We start from the raw sequence: 21075 nt of genomic DNA on the forward strand, positions 1-21075 counted from the left end.
GAGGATCGCCTGGTGACCCATCCGCAACAACAGGCGATCCTCGCCGCCGCCGCTATCCATAAGCGCTTCGGCGCACTCGTGGTGCTGGATGCCGTCGACTTCACCATGGCCGCCGACGAGGCGGTCGGCATTGTCGGCCCGAACGGGGCTGGCAAGACCACGCTGCTCAGCGTGCTGGCCGGGGCTTTTCCACCAAGCTCAGGCACGGTCAGCTTCAGGGGCGGCGACGTGACACCGCTGTCGGCGACGCAGCGCTGCCGGCTCGGCCTGGTGCGCACGCACCAGGTGCCAAAACCGTTCAGCGGCATGACCACCTTCGAGAATGTCTTCGTCGCTGCCTCGCATGGCGCCGGCCTCGGCCGCGACGAGGCTTATGAGGAGGCGCTCGGCTCGCTGAAACTGTGCGGCATGCTGGGCGTCGCCAACCGGCGCGCCGAAACGCTCGGGCTGCTCGACCGCAAGCGGCTGGAACTGGCAAGGGCGCTCGCCGCAAGACCGACGCTGCTGCTGCTCGACGAGATCGGCGGCGGACTGACCGATGGCGAAGCGGGCGAACTTGTCGACACGATCAAGGAATTGCGCCGGCGTAAGATCGGCATCGTCTGGATCGAGCACATCGTGCATATCCTGCTGCAGGTGGCCGAGCGCCTGATCTGCATGGATGCCGGCAAGATCATCGCCGATGGCGAGCCGCAAGCGGTGATGGCCGACCCCGAGGTCGTGCGCGCCTATCTCGGCGGAGGCCCGAAATGAGCCTGCTGTCGGTCGAGAACCTGGTTGTCCGGCACGGCCTGCTGCAGGCGGTGCGCGGCGTGAGCTTCACGATCGAACGCGGCGAGACGCTGGCACTGGTGGGTGCCAATGGCGCCGGCAAGACGACGCTGCTGCGGGCCGTCGCCGGCGCCCATCAGCCGGCGGCCGGTCGCGTGCTGCTCGACGGCGCCGATCTCACCAGCGTGCCGTCGCACAGGCGCGTCGGCATGGGTGTCGCGTTGGTGCCAGAGGGGCGAAAACTGTTCGTGCAGATGACGGTCGAGGAGAACCTCCTGCTCGGCAGGACCGCCGGCCGGCCGGGCGACTGGAGCGTCGACAAGGTGCTCGAGATGTTCCCCAACCTGAAGCCGCGCCGCCATGCCAGGACGGGCCACCTCTCGGGTGGTGAGCAGCAGGCGACGGCCATCGGCCGGGCATTGATGAGCAACCCGGAACTGCTGCTGCTCGATGAGGTTTCGCTCGGGCTGTCACCACTGATCGTCGACCGCGTCTATGCCGCGCTGCAAGGGTTGATCGCTTCGGGCACGACAATCATCCTTGTCGAACAGGACCTCAACCGGGCGCTCGCGGTATCCGACAGGGTCATTTGTATGCTCGAGGGGCGTGTCGCGCTCGAAGGGGCGAGCAAGGCGATTTCGCGCGACGAGGTGACTAAGGCCTATTTCGGCCTGCACCGGAAAACCACCGGGAGCGTTCCCGCATGAGCAACCAGATCATCCAGGGCATCCTTCTCGGCGGCTATTACGCGCTGATCGCCTGCGGCCTGTCGTTCATGTTTTCGGTGATGCGCATCATCAACCTCGCGCATGGCAGCCTTGCCGTGTTTTCTGCCTACGCGCTGTGGTGGCTCGCCTCGCGATTCCACGTCTCGCCCTTTGTCGGGCTGCTCATCGTCCTGCCGTTGATGGCGGCGATCGGCTGGGCGTTGCAGCGCTTCCTGCTCGAACGCAGCGCGCGGGGCGGAGCCCTGCTGCCGATCCTGACGACGTTCGGCCTGGCCATCGTCATCGACAATCTGCTGTTCGAGCAGTTCGGCGCCGACACGCGGTCGCTGGCTCCCTATATCGGCAGTCTGTCCTATGATTCCTGGGAGTGGCCGGGGAGCATTTATGTCGGCAAGCTCGCGGTGATGATGTTTGCCACCGCAATAGTCCTGCTCGGCGGGCTGCAATTGTTCCTCACGCACACCAAGCTTGGCCGCTCGATCCGCGCCACCTCGGAAGACCCCGATACGGCCGGCCTGGTCGGTGTCGATGCCCGCCTCGCCAACGCCATTGCCGCGGCCATCGCGATGGTCACGGTCGGCCTTGCCGGCGCATTCCTGGGCATGCGCGCCACCTTCGATCCCTATGCCGGGGCGCCGCAATTGCTGTTCGCCTTCGAGGCGGCGGTGATCGGCGGCGCCGGTTCGCTGTGGGGAACGCTGATCGGCGGTATCGTGCTGGCGCTTGCCCAGACGCTCGGCGCGCAGGTGCATCCGCAGGGGTTTCTGATCGGCGGCCACGCTGTCTTTCTCGTCGTGCTTTTCGTGCGGCTGTCCGCGTCCGGCCTCGGCCTGCGCGGCCTGCTGCGCCTCGGGAAGACGTCATGAGTGCTCCCGCCACCATGCCTGTCATCGAGCGCGGCACGGCGACGTCGCGGATCGCCGCGATGGCCGTCGCCGTCATCATCGCGTTGCTGGCGATCGCACCGCAGTTCCTCTCCGCCGGTGCGGTCGACCGCATGACCGCACTGTTCATCTATGTGATCCTGGCAGCGATGTGGAATGCGCTGGCCGGCTTCGGCGGCCTGGTCTCGGTCGGCCAGCAGGTGTTCTTCGGGCTCAGCGCCTATTTCGCCATCCGGCTGGCCGATGCGGGCCTCAACCCGTTCCTGGCGCTGTTCGCCTCGGGACTTGTCGTTGGCGTGGTGTCTATCCCGCTCTCGCTGTTCATGCTGCGGCTGAGAAACGGCGAGTTCGCCATCGGCATGTGGGTGATCGCGGCACTGACGCATCTGCTGGTCAATCTCGACCGGCTGGTGCAGGGCGAAACCGGCACCTCGCTGATCTCGCTCAATGTCTATGATGCCGGCACAAGGCGAGCGACGATCTACTGGCTGGCGCTGGCCTCGATGACCGCGCTGCTTGCCATCCTATTTGGTCTGCTGCGCGGCAGCACCGGTGCCGCGATCCGGGCGATCCGGGACAATGAGGACGCCGCCGCCTCGGTCGGCGTGCGCGTCACCGGCACCAAGCGGCTGCTGTTCGTGCTCGCCGCCTTCGGCATCGGCATTGCCGGCGCGCTGTGGCTGGCGACCTCCATCACCTTCCAGCCGAAGACTTACTTCAACGTGCAATGGACCGCCTACATGATCTTCATGGTGCTGGTCGGCGGCATCGGCACGTTCGAGGGTGCTATTCTCGGCGCGCTGGTGTTCTTCCTCATCGAGACCTGGTTCGGCGGCACCGGCGTCTGGTACCTGGTCGGGCTTGGCGCCACGGCGGTGCTGTTCTCGCTCTTCCTGCCGCGCGGCCTGTGGGGGACGATAGAGGAGCGCTTCGGTCTTCGCCTGCTGCCGGTCGGTTATCGCGTCAGGCTCGCGGCAGCTGATGGCGACGTGACGGCTTCACCACAACAAACCACGATGCATCAGGAGAAGGCATGACCATGCTCTTCGGCAAGACCGTCCTTGTCACCGGTGTCGCTTCAGGCATCGGCGCGCGCACCGCGGAACTCGCTGGCCAGCTCGGCGCCGATGTGATCGGCGTCGATGTGCGTGAGCCGGCTGCAGCGGTTGGCAGTTTCGTCAAGGCCGACATCTCGTCGAAGGCCGGTGTCGACGATCTCATCGCGCGTCTGCCGTATCCTATCGACGCCCTCTGCAATATCGCCGGCCTTTCCGGCAGCACCGGCGCGGCGGCGACGCTGGCCGTCAATTTCTTCGGGCTGCGGGCGCTTTCGGAAGGTCTCGTGCCAAAACTTCGCGAAGGCGGTGCCATCGTCAACGTCGCCTCGATCGCCGGTTATGGCTGGCGCGCCAATCTCAATCGCGCCGCCTCGATTGTCGGGATCGAAGGTTTTCCCGATGTCGCCGAGGTGGTCTGCGACCACGCGGTCAGGAACGAGGAAGGCTATCCTGTCTCCAAGGAACTGCTGCTCTTGTGGACGTTCCGCGCCGCACATCAGGATCTGTTCAAACGCCGCGGCATCCGCGTCAATGCGGTGAGCCCCGGCCCTGTCGAGACACCAATCCTCAAACAATTCCGCACGGTGCTCGGAGACGCCCGCGTCGACAGCGACATTGCCAGGGTCGGACGCGCCGGCACAGCGGGCGACATCGCGCCAGTGGTGCTGTTCCTGTGCTCGGACGGCGCGCGCTGGATCAACGGCGCCAACGTGCCGGTCGATGGTGGCCTCGAGGCATCGATCAACGCCGAAATGTTCGGATTCTAGACCATGATCCCGAAAAGTGGGAACCGGTTTTCGGAAACGACCATGGTCAAACAAGAATAGAGGGATGGAGACAGTGATGGACATCGGACTTCTGATCGACGGCGACGAACGGGCTGCCTTGGGTGCGGCGTCCTTCGAGCGCATGGACCCGTTTACCGGCAGGCTGGCGACACGCGCCGCGGCAGCCAGCGTCGCCGACGCCAATGCCGCGGTCGAGGCCGCAGCGGCCGCCTTTCCGGCCTGGTCGAAGACCGGGCCCGGTGAGCGCCGCGCCTTGCTGGGCAAGGCGGCCGACGTCATGGCCTCGAAGGTCGGCGAGTTCACCAAGCTGATGATGGAAGAGACCGGCGCGACCGCCCCGTGGGCCGGCTTCAACGTCAGGCTGGCGGCGAACATGCTGCGCGAGGCGGCGGCGATGACGACGCAGATATCGGGCGAGATCATCCCATCCGACAAGCCGGGCACGCTGGCCATGGCGATCCGCCAAGCGGCGGGTGTCTGCCTCGGTATCGCGCCATGGAATGCGCCGGTCATTCTCGGCACCCGCGCCATCGCCATGCCGATCGCCTGCGGCAACACGGTGGTGCTGAAAGCATCCGAAATGTGCCCCGGCACGCACCGGCTGATCGGCCAGGTGCTGGTCGAGGCCGGCCTGCCGAAGGGCGTCATCAATGTCGTCACCAACGACCCAAAGGACGCCGCCGGCATTGTCGAGGCGCTGGTCGCGCATACCTCGGTCAAGCGCGTCAACTTTACCGGCTCGACCAAGGTGGGCAGGATCATCGCCGAACTCGCCGGACGGCACCTGAAGCCGGCGCTGCTCGAACTCGGCGGCAAGGCGCCGTTGCTGGTGCTGGACGATGCCGACATCGACGCGGCCGTCAACGCCGCCATCTTCGGCGCCTTCATGCATCAGGGCCAGATCTGCATGTCGACCGAGCGACTGATCGTCGACGAGAAGGTCGCCGATGAATTCGTTTCCAAGCTCGCGGCGCGCGCGTCGCAACTGCCGGCGGGCGATCCGCGCGGCCATGTCGTGCTGGGCTCGCTGATCAGCAGCCAGGCGGCCGACAAGATGGAGGAACTGATCACCGATGCCGTCGTCAAGGGCGCCAGGTTGGTGGCCGGCGGCAAGCGTACCGGTACCGTGGTGGAAGCGACGTTGCTCGACCACGTCACGCCGGCCATGCGCGTCTATGCCGAAGAATCCTTCGGGCCGGTCAAGCCGGTGATCCGGGTCAAGGGCGAGGACGAGGCTGTGCGTGTCGCCAACGACACCGACTACGGCCTGTCGTCAGCCGTCTTCAGCCGCGACATCAAGCGCGCCATGGCGGTCGCCGCGCGCATCGAAGCCGGCATCTGCCATATCAATGGCCCGACTGTCGGCGACGAGGCACAAATGCCGTTCGGCGGCGTCAAGGGCTCGGGCTATGGCCGTTTCGGCGGCAAGGCATCGATCGCCGAGTTCACCGATTTGCGCTGGGTGACGATCGAGGATCCGGGCCAGCATTATCCGTTCTGACTGCCTTCATTCGGACGGTCAGACCGCCTGTGAGGGCGTGAAGCGAACACTGGCGGATCGCATCTGGCCGGGCGCCAGCACGATGCGGCCGGTGTCGATGCCCGCGTCGCGGTTAAAGGCATCGGTGATGTTGGTGACCGGCTCGGCGCAAAAGAACGGCTCGCCGGGCGGCGTGTAGAGAACGAGGAAATCGAGCGGCACCTCGGCCTCGATCTCCAGTTGCCGTCCATGCTCCGGCCAGCAAATGCGGGCCCGGCGCGTCCATCCGGTGAAGACGGTATCGAAGTCCGTCTCGGACACATCGAAGCCCGTGGTCGGGTTGGCACCGGCCGGCGGCAGGACATGGCGGGTTGGCAAGATGTCCATATCGGTCTCCCACATGCCGGACACCGGCGCCTGGACATGCGTCCACGGCGTCGACGGAAAATAGGGATGCAGGCCGAAGCCGGCCGGCATCGGCGTGTCCGAGAGATTGCGCAGCGAGATGGTGATGCCCAGACTGCCATCGGCCAGCGAGATGACTTGCTCGGCCTCGTAGCTCCATGGCCAGGAATCGGCGGCGTGGCGATAGCGCAAGACGACAGCGCTGGGTTCGTGCCGCTCGACTGTCCAAGGCCGACGCCAGCCGTGGCCGTGCTCATGATGCGGGTCATCGGGGCTTGTCGGCAGCTCAATGGTACGGTCGGCGAAGGCGAAGCGACCACCCCTTATGCGGTTGGAATAGGGAACCAGCGGGAAGCAGGCCATGGCGCCGGCATCGCGGCGGCTGATTGCCGCCGGATCGGCCGGGCGCAGCCAGTCGACGACAGAGCCGTCTTGCCGCCAGCGATACGACGCTACCGCACCGCCGGCGGCCGGAGCAATCTCGGCCGTCGCAATGCCGTCGCTGATCGAAAGCAGCTCCTGTGTGCTGCTCGGCAACGGCTGCTGAATTCTTTGTCATCGGCATGTCCCCATCCCTTGACTCCAATCGCCATGGCTATAAAACATATCATATGAATAGTATGAAGAATAAGAAATCTTTTAGCACAGCGCGGACTTCGCGCGTCGCCGTCGCGGTTTCCAGCGGCTCAACGGCACTGCATGCAACTGTTGTCGAGCAGATCGGGCTGCGCATCGTGCAGGGCGATTTCCTGCCGGGCGAGGCTCTGCCCAATGCGGACGATTCCAGCGAAATGCTGGGGGTCAGCCGCACCGTGCTGCGCGAGGCCATCAAGGTGCTGGCCGGCAAGGGGCTTGTCGAATCGCGGCCGAAGACCGGCACAAGGGTGCGTCCCCGCTCCGACTGGAATTTCCTCGACCCGGACGTCCTGTCGTGGCGTTACGCCAGCGGCGTCAGCGCCGACGATGTGCGGGCGCTGTTCGAACTGCGCCGGGCCATCGAGCCGATGTCGGCCGCACTTGCCGCGCAGCGCGCCACACCGGCGCAGATCGCCGAGATCAACGCCGCGCTCGCCGAAATGGAAGCCGTTGTCGATGACGGCGACCGCTTCGCCAAGCCTGACCTGCTGTTCCACCAGACCATTCTGCGCATGACCGGCAACGAGCTGATCGGCTCTCTCGCGGCACTGGTCGAAACCGCGCTGGTGATGAGCTTCCGCCTCTCCAACGACAATCCGGAAGGACAGCGCCACTCTTTGCCGCTGCACCGGGAAGTGGCTGAGAAGATCGCCGCGCGCGATGCCGCCGGCGCGCAAAAGGCGCTGCTGGTGCTCATCGACGATGCCGAGGAAGACGTGCGCCGAAGTGTCGAGAACCGCAACAGGCGCCGCACCAATCGGGAGCTGGCATCGTGACCGAGACCAAACGCAAGCTGCGGTCCGAGGCCTGGTTCGGCGGCGAAGGCAAGAATGCCTTCATGCACCGCAGCTGGATGAAGAACCAGGGCATTCCCGCCGACGCTTTCGACGGCCGCCCCGTGATCGGCATCTGCAACACCTGGTCGGAATTGACGCCATGCAACGCGCATCTGCGCGCCCTGGCCGACCACGTCAAACGCGGCGTCTATGAAGCCGGCGGCCTGCCGCTGGAATTCCCGGTCATGTCATTGGGCGAGAGCAACATGCGCCCCACCGCCATGCTGTTTCGCAATCTGGTCAGCATGGATGTCGAGGAATCCATCCGCGGCAATCCTATCGACGGCGTCATCCTGCTGGTCGGCTGCGACAAGACCACGCCTGCGCTGCTGATGGGTGCTGCGTCATGCAATCTGCCGACCATCGCCGTTTCGGGCGGGCCGATGCTCAACGGCAAGTTCCGCGGACAAGATATCGGCTCGGGCACGCATGTCTGGAAATTCGCCGAAGAGGTGAAGGCCGGCCGCATGCCGGTCGCCGATTTCCTTGCCGCCGAACAGGGCCAGAGCCGGTCGGCGGGCAGCTGCATGACGATGGGCACGGCTTCGACCATGGCCAGCATGGTGGAGGCGCTCGGCATCGGCATGCCGGACAATGCCGCGATCCCGGCGGTGGATTCACGCCGTGGCGTGCTCTCCCAGATGGCCGGACGCCAGATCGTCGAGCTGGTCCGCAAGGATGTGACTATTGCGCAGATCCTCACCAGGCAAGCGTTCGAGAACGCCATTCGCGTCAATGGCGCGATCGGCGGCTCGACCAATGCAGTGCTGCACCTTATCGCTATCGCCAACCGGATCGGTGTCGATCTCAGCCTCGATGACTGGGACCGCCTTGGCCGCGACGTTCCGACCATTGTCGATCTGATGCCATCGGGGCGCTTCCTGATGGAAGATTTCTACTATGCCGGGGGGCTGGCTGCGGTCATGGCGTCGCTTGATGAAGTGGGGCTTCTTCATCGCGACGCCATGACCGTCAGCAACAAGACCATTGGCGAGTTGATCGACGGCGCGCCCAACTACAACAGCGAGGTCATCCGCCCGCTGAGCGACCCGCTGACCACAGAGGGCGGCATCTCGATCCTACGCGGCAATCTGGCGCCCAACGGGGCGGTCATCAAACCATCGGCGGCAACGCCCGAGCTGATGCAGCATCGCGGTAAGGCGATCGTCTTCGAAAACATCGAGCACTACTACGCCCGCATCGACGATCCAGGGCTGGATATCGACGCCTCTTCAGTGATGGTGCTGAAGAATTGCGGACCGCGCGGCTACCCCGGCATGGCCGAGGTCGGCAACATGCCGCTGCCGGCCAAGCTGCTGAAGCAAGGCATCTCAGACATGGTGCGCATCTCGGACGCGCGCATGAGCGGCACCGCCTACGGCACCGTGGTGCTGCATGTGGCGCCGGAAGCAGCGGCCGGCGGGGCGCTGGCACTGGTGCGCGATGGCGATCTCATCGAGCTGGATGTGGCCGGCCGGCGCCTGGAGCTTTTGGTGTCGGACGAGGAACTGGCTATCCGCCGGCACAACTGGCAGCCGCCGACGCCGCCCGAAGGCGGCTACCAGAGCCTCTATGTCGAGCGCGTTCTGCAGGCCGACAAGGGCTGCGATTTCGACTTTCTCGTCGGTCGGCGCGATGCCGGCATCCCCCGGCATTCCCACTAGAGAGGCGCGCGCGCGATGGATGAAATCGGCGGCTACGCCACCTACCCCAGCCTCAAAGGCCGCAGCGTCTTCATAACCGGCGGTGGCAGCGGCATCGGCGAAAGCCTGGTGCGCCATTTCTGCGCGCAAGGCAGTCGCGTTGCCTTTGTCGATCGGGCCGAGGAGCCGTCCCGGCGCCTGGTCGACGCGATCGCAGCGGATGGACATCGTGCGCCGCTGTTCATTGCCTGCGACCTGCGCAACGTCGAGCAACTGCAGGCGGCAACGGTGCAAGCGATGCAGCACAACGGCCCGATCCAGGTCCTGTGCAACAATGCCGGCAACGATGATCGCCATCAAACCAGTGACGTGACGGTCGCCTATTGGGACGACCGCATGGCGGTCAATCTGCGCCACCAGTTCTTTGCGGCGCAAGCGGTGCGCCCGCAGATGGGCTCGTTGGGCGGCGGCTCGATCATCAATTTCGGTTCGATCACCTGGATGGTCGGCGATCCCGATTGCCCCGCTTATGTAACGGCCAAGGCGGCGGTTTACGGCATGACGCGGGCGCTGGCCCGCGAGCTTGGTCCCGAGCGCATCCGCGTCAACTGCATGGTGCCTGGCTGGGTGATGACCGAGCGCCAGATGCGCCTGTGGCTGAATCCGGCCGGAGAGCGGCAGATCGAGGAGAGGCAGTGCCTGCCCGACCGGCTGCAGCCCTCCGACATAGCGCGCATGGCGCTGTTCCTCGCCGCCGACGACAGCCGCATGTGCACAAGCCAGCAATTCATCGTCGATGCGGGCTGGGTGTGACCCGCACGGCCTCAAGGGAAGAAGGGTACCTCATGCGTCTTGTTCAGTTCAGAATGTCCGATGGCAACAGGCGGGTAGGCCGTGTCTCCGACGACGGCAATCACCTGCACCCGCTCGAAAAGACCAGCACCGTGCTGGAACTTGCTGAAGCGGCAATTTCTGAGGGCGTTTCCATCGCCGCACTTGTCGAGAAGCGGACGGGCACTGCGACGGTCGACTATGACGAGCTGTTGCGCGATGGCCGCGTACTGGCCCCGGTCGATCATCCAGAACCGGCGCGCTTCCTGGTCACCGGCACGGGCCTGACCCATACCGGCAGCGCCGCGGCACGCGACAAGATGCATGTGCTTACGCATGGCGAGGACGCCGAGGAATCCGATTCACTGAAGATCTTCCGCATGGGTCTGGAGGGCGGCAAACCCGCCGCCGGGCAGATCGGAATCCAGCCCGAATGGTTCTTCAAGGGAGTCGGCACCTGTGTCGTGCCGCCCGGCGCGGCGCTGCCGATGCCGGCCTTCGCGCGCGCCGGCGCGGAAGAGGCCGAAATCGTCGGGCTCTATCTCAATGGGCCGGATGGCCGCCCCTATCGCATCGGCTATGCGCTCGGCAACGAATACTCCGACCATGTCACGGAAGCCGAGAACTACCTCTATCTTGCCCATTCAAAACTTCGCTCCTGCTCGATCGGCCCGGAGCTTTTGATCGGCGACCTGCCCGATGAAGTACGCGGCCATTCCCGCATCCTGCGCGACGGCACAGTCATCTGGGAGCAGGAATTCCTGTCGGGCGAGGCGCACATGTCGCACTCGATCGCCAATCTCGAACATTTCCATTTCCGCTACCCGATGCACCGCAGAGCGGGCGACCTGCATGCCTACTTCTTCGGCGCGGCGGTGATGAGCTACGCCTCCGGCATCAAGACGGCTTCCGGCGACGAGTATGAAATCCAGGCACAGACATTCGGAAAGCCACTGCGCAACCGGATGGAGTCGGTGCCGGACGAGGGACTGGTCGCCGTCACCCAGCTGTGACGGCAAAGGTCCGGAAACTGCGGTCCATCAGAACGACAATGGGAGATTAAAAATGGGACTGAAAAAACTGTTTCTAAGAATGGCGGCAATCGGGCTCGGCATCGGCCTGATGACTTCGGCAGCCTTGGCCGCGAACCTTCGAGTTCTGGCCTGGGACGGCTACGCCGACCCGGACTGGGTCAAGGATTTCACCGCGGCAACCGGCGTCGGCGTCGATGTCGTGTTCATCGGCAGTGACGACGAGATCTGGGCCAAGATCAAGGGCAGCGAAGGGCAGGACTTCGACGTCTTCGCCGTCAACACCGCCCAGTTGCAGCGCTACATCAAGGCCGATCTGGTGTCGCCGATCGACGTGACGAAACTGGCCAACCAGAAAGAGGTGCTGCCGCGCTTCCGCGATCTGACGGCGGTGAGTGGCGTCACCAAGGACGGCAAGGTCTACGGCATTCCGTTCTGCTTCGACTCGATCGGCCTGATCTACGACACCGACAAGGTCAAGCCGGCACCGACATCGATGTCGGTGCTGTGGGATCCGGCCTACAAGGGCAAAGTCCTGGCCTATGACAATGGCGAGCACAATTTCTCGTTCACCGCACTGACGCTCGGCTACAAGGATCCGTTCAATCTGAATGAAGAACAGATGGCGGCGGTCAAGGCCAAGTTGGTCGAACTCAAGCGCAACGTGCTGAGCTTCTACACCACCGCCGACGAGGCGCAGCAGATCTATCAGAACAATGACGTGGCACTGATCTGGGCCAATTACGGCCAGCAGCAGGTCAAGGCGCTGCAGAAGATCGGCGCCCATGTCGCCTACGTCAATCCAAGCGAGGGCGCGCTTGCCTGGCTCGACAACTGGGTCATCTCCAAGGGCGTCCGCGACAATGCGGCGGCCGAGAAATGGATCGACTTCATGCTGAGCAAGAAGGTCAGCGGCGAGCTTTCCGAGCGCACCGGTTTCGGCAACACGGTGACGGAGACCGGTAGCGCCGGCGGCAATGACAAGCTGGTCTGGCTCAACAATGTCGAGGACCCGCTGAAGCGGTCGGACATGTGGAACGAGATCAAAGCCACGCCCTGATCTTTCCGCACGAAGACTTCGAAGGACCCGGCGGTCCGGACGTTCCGGACCGCCGAAGCGTATGCGAGAATATCTTATGAACCAGAACACCGACCTGCTGACGCTGCGGTCCGTCTCGAAATCCTACGGCACCGTTCCGGTGCTGCACGACATCGACCTGTCGATCAAGGACGGTGAGTTCCTGACCGTTCTTGGACCGTCGGGCTCGGGCAAGACCACGGTGCTGCGGCTGATCGGCGGGCTGGAGCCACTGACGTCGGGCGAGATCCGGCTCGACGGCCAGGACATCAGCCGCATGCCGATCAACCGGCGGCCATTCAACACCGTGTTCCAGGACTATGCGCTGTTCCCGCATCTGACCGTTTCCGGCAATGTCGGCTACGGGCTCTCGGTTCGGCACGTGCCGCGCAAGGAGATTGCGCGCCGCGTCGCGGAGGCGCTGGAGCTTGTCCAGCTCGGGCGTTTCACCGACCGCTTTCCAGCCCAGCTCTCCGGTGGCCAGCGCCAGCGCGTCGCCTTGGCCCGCGCGCTGATCTGCCAGCCACGCCTGATCCTGCTCGACGAGCCGCTGGCGGCGCTCGACCTGGAGCTGCGCCGGCAAATGCAGGAGTTCCTGAAATCCATCCAGCGCGAAATCAAAACCACCTTCCTGTTCGTCACCCACGACCAGGAGGAAGCGATCGGCATGGCCGATCGGATCTGCGTCATGCAGGCCGGCCATATCCGCCAGCTCGGCACGCCGCACGAGCTTTACTACAAGCCGAATTGCGAGTTCGTGGCGCGCTTCTTCGGCGAAAACAATCTGGTGGCCGGAAAGCTTGGATCCGTCCAGGGCGAACTGCGATCGATCGAGACGACGCTCGGACGCCTGGTCTGTTCGATCCGTGACCAGCCGCATTTGAAGTCCGCGGCGGATGGCGCCAGTGCCTTCGCTGCCTTCCGTCCCGAGGCCTTGCACCTTGCCGACGCAAAGGACACCGACAACCGCCTTTCCGGCACGATCGCCGACATGGCCTTCGCCGGCTCGTCGACCGTAGCCACCATCACGGCCGGCGCCGACCATGCTGCGCAACGCTTGCGGCTGCGCATGCCGAGCCGGGTCGACGGCAGCACGCTGAAATCCGGCGCGACGATCCCCCTGGCGTTTGCGCCGCATGAAGGCCACCTGGTGCTGGCATGAGCGGAGCCGGCACGATACCGCTGGCGGAACGGCGATGGTCGCTGCTGGTGACGATGCTGGCTTTCGCCTTGCCGGTGGTCTTCGTCCTCGTGCCGCTGGCGATCTTCCTCGGCTATAGCTTCTTCAGCGTCGACCAGGGCACGATCGTTCATACGCTGTCACTGGGCAACTATGTCCGCTTTTTCACCGATCCGATCTTCCTTCCGGTGTTCTGGAACACCATCGTTTTGTGTCTTTCGGTGGCGGCAATCTGCATTCTGCTCGCCTATCCCGCCGCCTACTTCCTGACGACCCTGAAGGGGCGCTGGCGCTATGCCTTGCTGATGCTGCTGCTGGTGCCGCTGCTGATGAGCTACGTCATCAAGATCTATGCGATCCGCAGCATCCTCGGCCTTAACGGCTTTCTCAACAAGGCGCTGGTCAGCCTCGGCATCTTGCAGGAGCCATCGACGCTTTTCGTGTTCAACATCAACGCCATCCTGCTGACACTGACGCTGCTGCTGATCCCGTTCGCCATCCTGCCGATCTTCCTGTCGCTGGAGCGGATCCCGCAGGTGCTGCTGCGCGCCTCCGACGACCTGGGCGCAAGCGGCTGGCAGACATTCCTGCGCATCACCTTGCCGCTCAGCCTGCCCGGCGTCGCCTCGGCGGCAAGCTTCGTGTTCGTGCTGGCGATCGGCGATTTCCTGACGCCGCAGATGGTTGGCGGGATCAGCGGCTTCACCTTCGGCCGCATCCTCTACAGCCAGTTCGGCACGGCCTACAATTGGCCGTTCGGTGCGGCGCTGTCAGTGGCGCTGGCTGTCGTGGTGATCGCGGCAATTCTTATCGGCGAGCGCTTCGGCCGCAACCGGGGGACAGCGATATGACCGCCCTGCCCCGGCTATCCACTGTCTTTCTGGCTGCGATCACGACATTGGTCGCGGTGCTGCTCTACAGCCCGCTGGCCGTGCCGATCGTGTCGTCGTTCTTCACCATTGCGCATGGCAATGTCGACTGGTCTTCGCCGACGCTTGCGACCTATGTCGCTCTGGCCGAAAACCACGACATTCTGGCCGCCCTGCGCACCACGCTGATCGTCGGTGTCTGCACCGTCATCCTGTCGGTGGTCAGCGGAACGCTGCTGGCGCTCTACTATCACAGCCGCCGTTCCGGGCGTACGCTGCTGCAGTTCATCATCTTCCTGCCGTTCCTGATGCCGCCGATCATCAGCGGTCTGGCGTTGCTGATCTTCTTCCGCGAGATCGGCCTTGAACGCTCGCTGCTGACGGTGGTCATCGGGCATACGGTTTTCGTGCTGGCAATCGTCTATCGCACAGTGCTGATGCGGCTGCAGTCGATGAGCCGCACACTGGTCGAAGCGTCCTACGATCTCGGCGCCACGGGCTGGCAAACGTTCTGGCGCATCGTCCTGCCGAACCTCTCGAGCGCCATGGTCGGCGGCGCCATCCTGGCTTTCGCGCTGTCGTTCGACGAGACCATGATCACCATCCTGGTCACCGGCACCCAAAGCACGCTGCCGGTGAGGCTGTGGGCGATGATGCGGCTTGGCTTTTCACCCGACATCAATGCGCTGGTGGCGCTGATCCTGATGTTCACCGTCCTGCTCTGCGTGCTCGCCGCACGTTTTCTTATCCCCAGGCAAGTCGCGACGGAACGAACCTGAGTGCGCGGCAACCACGGCCGACGGATGTCGCGGTATCGCGTGGATTAAAGGCTGGCCGCTATAATTCTGCGAAGGCAGGCGGGACCAGGTCGAAGACCCGGCCCGGATTGAGGATGTTTCTGGGGTCAAGGGCTGCCTTCAGCCGCCGCATCGTGGCGATCTCGGCATCGCTGCGGACCAGATGCAGCCACCTCTTCTTGTCGAGGCCGATGCCATGTTCGGCCGAAACGCCGCCGCCGGCTGCCGCCACGCCGCGATAGACGATATCGTATGCCGCCGCCGGATCCACCGTGCGGACCTGGTAGTGCAGATTGCCGTCACCGAGATGGCCGAAGACATAGATGTCGGCGCCGGGATCCATGGCATGGATGGCAGCGTCCGCTTCCCGCAGGAAAATACCCATCCGCGCCAGCGGGATGCTGATGTCGACGCCGACCAGACCCTTGATCGAAAACAGGACGCGATTAGCGTCCTCGCGCACCGCCCACAGCGCCCTGACTTCGCGCGGCGACTGCGAGACGACCACATCGTCGACCACGCCATCCTCGACCGCTTGCATCAAGACCTCGGCGAAGCGCTCGCCGTCACGGTCGGGTTCGCTGCCCTGGATCTCGGCCAGCACATAGACAGGCGAACCCGCCGGCAGCGGCGCCGGCATGTCCATGCTGGCGACCATCGCGTCATAGAGCGGCGCGAAGTTGACCTCATAGGCGGACAAAAGTGGGCCGAGCTTTTGCCGCAGCAGTCCGAGCAAGGCGATCGCCGCATCGAGCGAAGACAGCGCGCAGAAGGCGTTCACCTCGGACACCGGTTTCGGATACAGCCTGAGCGACGCGCGTGTGACGACGCCAAGCGTCCCTTCCGTGCCGATGAAGAGCTGGCCGAGGTCGTAGCCGGAATTGTCCTTGGGCAGGCCCTTCAGCGAGGTCAGCACGCTGCCATCGGCAAGCACCGCCTCCAGCCCCAGAACCTGTGCCCGGTACATGCCGTAGCGCAGCACCCGGATGCCACCGGCATTGGTGGCGACATTGCCGCCGATAGTGGCCGAACCGCGTGCGCCGATATCGACCCCGAACATCAGACCGGCACCGTCGGCTGCCTCCTGCACCGCCTGCAGCGTTGCGCCGGCCTCGGCGACGATGCTGGCAGCTTGACGATCCGGTGCATCGAGACCTGTCATGCGTTCCAGCGACAGCACGATTTCGCCCGGCTGCACGCGCGCGGCGCCGGTCAGCCCGGTGCGTCCGCCCTGCACGACAACTGGCTGGCCGAGATCGTTGCATGCGGCCAGCGCGGCAGCGACACCCTGGGTGTCGCGCGGGCGCAGCACTGCTTCGGGCAGAGCGCCGAGCTTGCCATCGGGATCGTCGCGATAGCGCTGGTCCACGTCGGAGCCGGCGAGCACACCGCCCGCACCCAGCCGGTCGCCGAGAGCAGATAGAAGTTTTTCAGTTTCAGGCGACATTGGCCAATCCTGTTGATTGGCCAATCCTATTAGTGATCGCCTGCCGATCAAACCCTTGTCCGTGCAAACGATATGGTTCTCACGGCCATCCATGTGCGAGTCAAACTGACCGGCCGGCGTCGATCGCGATGAGATCGGATCGACGCCGGGCGAGAAGTTGTCCTACTGAAGTTTGGCCTGCAGCGCGTTGACGTCGTCGGTGGTCATTTCGCCGTCGGTCGTCACCTTGCCGTCGACGATCTTCCAGAGCCGGAAGGGGCCGGTGATGTCGCCATATTTGTCGAAGGCGACGGGACCGATGACGCCTTCGTAGCGGATCGGCTTGCCATCCTTGATCAGGCCGAGCGCCTTGGCGAACTCGTCCTTGCCGGCAAAGATCGGCGTGCCGGCCGGGTCGACCGCCTTGTACATCGCGTCCTTGATCTTGGCCGGATCCTCGGAGCCGGCAATGGCGATAGCGAGGCCGACGATGGCGCCCGCATCATAGGAACGGTCGGCCGCCGGATTGGACGGCTCGATGCCGGAAAATTCCTTGTAGTTCTTCGTGAAATAGTCGGTGGAGGCCGTCGGGCTGGTGCCGGACGACGTACCATAGGCGTCCTTCAGATAATCGGCGCCGACGGACTCGATGAAGTCCGGGCTGTTCATGCCGTCATTGAGCAGAAATTTCTGCACACCGCCCTGCGAAATCCAGGTGCGGGCAACCGTCGCGCCGTCGACCGGCGTGCTGACGAGATAGAGCCCGTCCGGCTCGCCGACCATCGCCGCGGTGACTTCCGAGGCATAGCTCGACTGCTTTTCGTTGTAGGGCGTGTCGGAAACGATGGTGCCGCCGAGCGCTTTGTAGGCACGCGAGAATTCGGCCACCATGTTGACGCCGAAGTCGTTGTTGACATGGATGATCGACAGTTTCTTGAAGCCCTTGTCGATGGCGTATTTGGCTGCAGCGACGCCCTGCAGCGCATCCGAGGTGATGGTACGGAAGAAGATGCCATTGGTCTTGCCGTCGCGGCCGAGCGCCGTCAGCGTCGGCGACGACGAAGCCGGCGACACCTGGACGATCTTGGCCGGTGCCGTGACCGAGGTCAGGATCGGGATCGACACCGACGAGATGATCCCGCCGATGATGACCGGCACCTTCTTGACCTGAACCAGCTGGGTGGCGGCGTCGACAGCGATGTTGCCCTGGCTCTGGCTGTCGCGCGTGTCGGTCGCCAGGTCGCACCCGCGCACGCCGCCGGCGGCGTTGATGTCGCGGAAGGCCATCTCGACCGACTTGGCGCCGGCCTGGCCGTATTCGCCGGCCGGGCCAGTCAGTTCCATGACGAGGCCGACGGTGATCTTGCAATCGGCCGCTTGCGCCGCACCGGCCATCGTTACGAGGGCGAGCGCCGTGGTGAGTTGGAGTATCGTCTTTCTCATTGTTGTTCCCCTTTGAGCTACACGAACTGGATTACATGTCTCTTTGTCTGCGCATCGGACTAACTCAAAAACCGCTTCGCACTCTTTTTCCGATGCTCCTGTTCAGCGTTCCGGCACCTGCAGCCAGGTTTCATGCAGATGTCGCCATAGGACGCCGTTGGGCGCCGATGAACTGGTGGTGAAGACGGCGCTCGACTGGCGGCGGCTGTGCTTGCCACCGCGCAGTTGCGCCTCGACGTAGAAAACGACGATCGTCTCGGCATCCTGCCAGCCGGGCCGGATGCCCTCGATGGAGATGGCGAAGCCGTCGTCACAAGTGGCGCGGCTGGTGCGGACATGGCCGACGACTGCGTCGCGATCGAGAATCTGGCCGTCCGGTGCGACCATGGCGAAGCCGTCGCCCATGACGCGCTCGAAGCGGCTGAAGTCGGCTCTATTGGCGCGCGCCGCAACGAACCAGTCGACGAAAAAGCGATGCAGGTCGACGATCTCGGCGCTGGCGCGTGAAAACAGGGAGGGCTCGCCGCTCATTGTTTCCCCGCATTGAGGTTGTAGTGCATGATCGAACCGTGGCGGCCGTGGCGGTCGCGCTCCAGCGTGTAGACATCGCCCTCGAGGCCGGTGCCCTGCGCGATGACGGCGRCAATCCGCGCCCGGTCCTCGGCATCGAGCGTGACGTCCATGATGCCGGCGTTGGCAAGCGCATGTGCCTGGTTGCGAGCACCGACGATGACGGCCGCCACGTGCGGCTGCTCCAGCACCCAGGCGCTGGCGATGGTGGCGATGTCGACGCCGTGGCGGTCGCCGACTGCCTTCAGCGCCTGAAGCAACTGCTGGAACAGGTCCCAGCCGCCGAAGTCGTCGATGATCAGCTTGTATTTGACCAGCGAGCGGTTTTCGAGCGGCGTGGCCGGCTCGGCCACGCCTAGCCATTTGTCGCTAAGGAAACCGCCGGCGACGGATCCGTAGCAAAGGAAGCTAACGCCGTTTTTCGCGGCGAGTGCCGCAAGGCTGTTGCCCGGCCTCTGGTCGAGCACGGAATATTGCAGCTGCTGACTGACCAGCGGGATGCCGGCGGCGAGGATTTCTGCCAGCCGCGGCGTGTCGAAATTGGTGGTGCCGAGATTGCGCACCTTGCCCTCAACGCGAAGCTCGTTGAGCCAACCCATCGCCTCGACATAGCGCGGCTGCGCATAGTCCCACCAGTGGAACTGCACGAGATCGAGCCGCTCGGTCTTCAGCCGCCGCAGCGACTGGTCGACAATACTCCTGATGTAGTCGCGGCTGATGCCGGCCAGCCGTTCGAGGTCGGGCACCAGTTTGGTGTGCACCTTCATCCTGGCGGCGGCGTCGAGGCCGCGCTCGCTGGCCAGCCGCAGACGCGCCGCGCCGATCAGCTCCTCGACGCCGGTGTAGATGTCGGCGCAATCATAGGTCCAGATGCCGGCATCGAAGGTGGCGATCAGATCGGTCACCGCCTGCTGGCGGTCGATGGCGCCGTGGCCGCCGGCCAGTTGCCAGCCGCCGCGGATGACGCGCGAGATGGTGTAGCCGGAGCCGAGTTCGAAAGTTTGAGTACTCATTTGTCGTCTCCCCGCTTCCGCAGCGGCACGGCCGTGGTCTCGGCATGGCTGAACCGCCGCTTGGCCACCCTGACGATCCTCAGCCGACTGGCGCAATTGGGATCGGGACAGGCGATCTCAGCGTCCGAGGTCATCCAGTCGTTCGGGTGGGTCGGGCGCTGCTTGGCTGCCAGCAACGGCAACACGGCCGATATCGAATAGATCGAAAAGCCCTGGCCAGCCGGCATCGACAGCATCTCGCCCTTGAGCTCGAAATAGTCGCCGGCCTTGGCGCCGCAATAGATCGGTTTGCCCTCCGGGATGACCGCCTCGACGCGAAGATCAAAGAGCTCGAAACTGTCGTCCGCCATTTAGCCCTCCACCAGGCTGAAGGTGACGTCGCAGGCGCCGTTGCGGCGGATGACGCCACAGGCGGCGGCGAACCGATCGCGCTCTTCGGCGCGCACTTGCGCCACCACGCTGCCGGCGAGCCAGCCGATCGGGAACAGCAGGCGCGCGCCCTGCCCGTAGTAGAGCCCGATGTCGAAGATCGGATTGGGATTGCCGCCCCACATGCGCGGCGGCACATAGGACAGCACGATGTCACCCGGCTGCGGCGTCAGCGTCGCGTTCTCGGCCGGCAAGGGCCTGGCATAGGCCTGGCCCTCGAGATCGGCAGCGGGAACCGGACAGGAGATTTCCGGCCCCGTCCACATCGCATGGATGCCCGGGACGACGCGTGGCGTGCCGAGATATGCCTTGAGGAAAGCAGCGTTTTCCGGCGCTTTCTGCGGCAGCAACAGCGCCGTCACGGAAAGCTGCGAGCGTGGCTCGGTGATCCTGATGGCGGTCATGTCTGGTCTTTCGCGGCGGCGGATTGCAGCTTGCTGCGCAGGAAGGTGAAGGGCCGGCTGATGTCGGCGGCCAGCGACTCGCGCGCGGCTTGTGCATCCTGGGTTGCCAGTGCCGTGACGATGCGGCGGTGATACTGGGCGGTGTCGACCTCACCGGCTTCCGAGAAGGCGTAGATGGCGACACGAATGCAGGGGCCCGATTGCAGCCACAGGCTTTCGATCATCGGGATCAGCACGGCCGAGCCGCATGAGCGGTAGATCTCGAAATGAAAGCTCTGGTTGAGCGTCACTTCGCGATCGACATCTTTCTTGTGTTTCAGAGCCCGCATCTCGTCCCATTCGCCGAGAATGGTCTCGATGGTGGCGATCTGGCGCGGCCCCATGCGGTCGGCGGCCAGTGCGATGGCCTCGCCCTCGATCAGGATGCGGGCACGCAAGAGATCGTCAAGGCGCTCCAACGTGATCGGCGGCACCCGCACCGAACGGTTGGGCAGCGCCTCCAGAGCCTTTTCGGTGATCAGCCGGCCGAGCGCCTCGCGCACCGGCATGGTCGAGGTGACCAGCGCGTCGGCCAGACCGCGGATGGTCAGCACCTGGCTTGGCTCGAACAGGCCGCCGATCAGGGCACGGCGTAATTCCGAATAGACGCGATCCTGCACGGTCTCGCGGCCGACCGGCGCAAGCTGGGCCGCGATGGCCTCATTGTTCTTTTCGATGGCAGCCTTTTGCATGGAATTCCGTTCTCGGCCGGTTTTCGGCTTGCGGACGAAATTAA

22 protein-coding genes are annotated in these 21075 nt (G+C 64.5%); 14 read left to right on the forward strand and 8 right to left on the reverse strand.

All coding sequences use genetic code 11. The annotated features are described in order from the left end of the window. The first annotated feature begins 9 nt into the window (after positions 1–9). The 6 genes from AC1DZU_RS09685 (at position 10) to AC1DZU_RS09710 (ending at position 5730) form a co-directional block, all read left to right on the forward strand. Positions 10–753 (forward strand): ABC transporter ATP-binding protein, encoded by a 744-nt coding sequence (locus tag AC1DZU_RS09685; protein WP_477284215.1) that lies wholly within the window; start codon positions 10–12, stop codon positions 751–753. Then, positions 750–1478: an ABC transporter ATP-binding protein gene (locus tag AC1DZU_RS09690; protein WP_477283998.1), complete on the forward strand. Its 729-nt coding sequence runs from the start codon at positions 750–752 to the stop codon at positions 1476–1478. The genes AC1DZU_RS09685 and AC1DZU_RS09690 overlap by 4 nt, the downstream gene beginning before the upstream one ends. Then, complete coding sequence (locus AC1DZU_RS09695) at positions 1475–2365, forward strand: branched-chain amino acid ABC transporter permease (RefSeq protein WP_477284000.1); 891 nt, start codon at positions 1475–1477, stop codon at positions 2363–2365. The genes AC1DZU_RS09690 and AC1DZU_RS09695 overlap by 4 nt, the downstream gene beginning before the upstream one ends. After that, entirely contained in the window at positions 2362–3420 is a 1059-nt protein-coding gene (locus AC1DZU_RS09700; protein WP_477284002.1) for a branched-chain amino acid ABC transporter permease, read from the forward strand. The genes AC1DZU_RS09695 and AC1DZU_RS09700 overlap by 4 nt, the downstream gene beginning before the upstream one ends. A gap of 2 nt (positions 3421–3422) precedes the next feature. Continuing rightward, positions 3423–4208, forward strand: coding sequence for a coniferyl-alcohol dehydrogenase (locus tag AC1DZU_RS09705; protein WP_477284217.1), 786 nt, complete (start codon positions 3423–3425; stop codon positions 4206–4208). 76 nt (positions 4209–4284) lie between these two features. Then, positions 4285–5730 (forward strand): aldehyde dehydrogenase, encoded by a 1446-nt coding sequence (locus AC1DZU_RS09710; protein ID WP_477284004.1) that lies wholly within the window; start codon positions 4285–4287, stop codon positions 5728–5730. Positions 5731–5748: 18 nt separating this feature from the next. On the opposite strand, the gene AC1DZU_RS09715 is transcribed toward AC1DZU_RS09710, so the two are convergent. Further along, entirely contained in the window at positions 5749–6651 is a 903-nt protein-coding gene (locus AC1DZU_RS09715) for an aldose 1-epimerase (protein ID WP_477284006.1), read from the reverse strand. Between the two features lie 83 nt (positions 6652–6734). Between AC1DZU_RS09715 and AC1DZU_RS09720 the strand changes: the two genes are divergently transcribed. The 8 genes from AC1DZU_RS09720 (at position 6735) to AC1DZU_RS09755 (ending at position 14997) form a co-directional block, all read left to right on the forward strand. After that, positions 6735–7526, forward strand: a complete 792-nt coding sequence (locus AC1DZU_RS09720) for a FadR/GntR family transcriptional regulator (RefSeq protein WP_477284008.1) — start codon at positions 6735–6737, stop codon at positions 7524–7526. Beyond that, a complete protein-coding gene (locus AC1DZU_RS09725) occupies positions 7523–9250 on the forward strand; it encodes an IlvD/Edd family dehydratase (RefSeq protein WP_477284010.1) in 1728 nt (575 codons plus the stop codon). Before AC1DZU_RS09720 ends, AC1DZU_RS09725 begins: the two co-directional genes overlap by 4 nt. 15 nt (positions 9251–9265) lie before the next feature. Then, a complete protein-coding gene (locus AC1DZU_RS09730) occupies positions 9266–10042 on the forward strand; it encodes an SDR family NAD(P)-dependent oxidoreductase (protein WP_477284012.1) in 777 nt (258 codons plus the stop codon). 32 nt (positions 10043–10074) lie between these two features. Continuing rightward, the gene (gene araD1, locus AC1DZU_RS09735) at positions 10075–11073 is read left to right on the forward strand and encodes an AraD1 family protein (protein ID WP_477284014.1); all 999 of its coding nucleotides are present in this window, start codon (positions 10075–10077) and stop codon (positions 11071–11073) included. A 52-nt stretch (positions 11074–11125) separates the two neighbouring features. Beyond that, positions 11126–12151 carry an ABC transporter substrate-binding protein gene (locus AC1DZU_RS09740; protein ID WP_457150976.1) on the forward strand — a complete coding sequence of 342 codons (1026 nt, stop codon included), beginning with the start codon at positions 11126–11128 and terminating at the stop codon, positions 12149–12151. Positions 12152–12227: 76 nt separating this feature from the next. Beyond that, complete coding sequence (locus tag AC1DZU_RS09745; protein ID WP_477284017.1) at positions 12228–13331, forward strand: ABC transporter ATP-binding protein; 1104 nt, start codon at positions 12228–12230, stop codon at positions 13329–13331. Next, a complete protein-coding gene (locus AC1DZU_RS09750) occupies positions 13328–14200 on the forward strand; it encodes an ABC transporter permease (RefSeq protein ID WP_477284019.1) in 873 nt (290 codons plus the stop codon). Before AC1DZU_RS09745 ends, AC1DZU_RS09750 begins: the two co-directional genes overlap by 4 nt. Beyond that, entirely contained in the window at positions 14197–14997 is an 801-nt protein-coding gene (locus tag AC1DZU_RS09755) for an ABC transporter permease (RefSeq protein WP_095080914.1), read from the forward strand. The genes AC1DZU_RS09750 and AC1DZU_RS09755 overlap by 4 nt, the downstream gene beginning before the upstream one ends. Before the next feature lie 58 nt (positions 14998–15055). Here AC1DZU_RS09755 and AC1DZU_RS09760 read toward each other — a convergent pair whose 3' ends face one another. The 7 genes from AC1DZU_RS09760 to AC1DZU_RS09790 all read right to left on the reverse strand — a co-directional run bounded on the left by AC1DZU_RS09760 (position 15056) and on the right by AC1DZU_RS09790 (position 21031). Further along, entirely contained in the window at positions 15056–16462 is a 1407-nt protein-coding gene (locus tag AC1DZU_RS09760; RefSeq protein WP_477284021.1) for an FAD-binding oxidoreductase, read from the reverse strand. Positions 16463–16624: 162 nt separating this feature from the next. Continuing rightward, on the reverse strand, positions 16625–17884 hold the full coding sequence (locus tag AC1DZU_RS09765) for an ABC transporter substrate-binding protein (protein WP_477284023.1): 1260 nt from the start codon (positions 17882–17884) through the stop codon (positions 16625–16627). Between the two features lie 102 nt (positions 17885–17986). Beyond that, complete coding sequence (locus AC1DZU_RS09770; protein WP_477284025.1) at positions 17987–18415, reverse strand: DUF4440 domain-containing protein; 429 nt, start codon at positions 18413–18415, stop codon at positions 17987–17989. Continuing rightward, entirely contained in the window at positions 18412–19467 is a 1056-nt protein-coding gene (locus tag AC1DZU_RS09775; protein ID WP_477284027.1) for an aldo/keto reductase, read from the reverse strand. The genes AC1DZU_RS09770 and AC1DZU_RS09775 overlap by 4 nt, the downstream gene beginning before the upstream one ends. Then, positions 19464–19817, reverse strand: coding sequence for a TIGR04076 family protein (locus tag AC1DZU_RS09780; protein WP_477284029.1), 354 nt, complete (start codon positions 19815–19817; stop codon positions 19464–19466). Before AC1DZU_RS09780 ends, AC1DZU_RS09775 begins: the two co-directional genes overlap by 4 nt. Beyond that, on the reverse strand, positions 19818–20300 hold the full coding sequence (locus AC1DZU_RS09785) for a DUF3830 family protein (protein ID WP_477284031.1): 483 nt from the start codon (positions 20298–20300) through the stop codon (positions 19818–19820). Continuing rightward, positions 20297–21031, reverse strand: coding sequence for a GntR family transcriptional regulator (locus tag AC1DZU_RS09790; protein ID WP_477284033.1), 735 nt, complete (start codon positions 21029–21031; stop codon positions 20297–20299). Before AC1DZU_RS09790 ends, AC1DZU_RS09785 begins: the two co-directional genes overlap by 4 nt. Positions 21032–21075 lie beyond the last annotated feature (44 nt).

Source organism: Mesorhizobium sp. P2_A12, assembly GCF_056405075.1.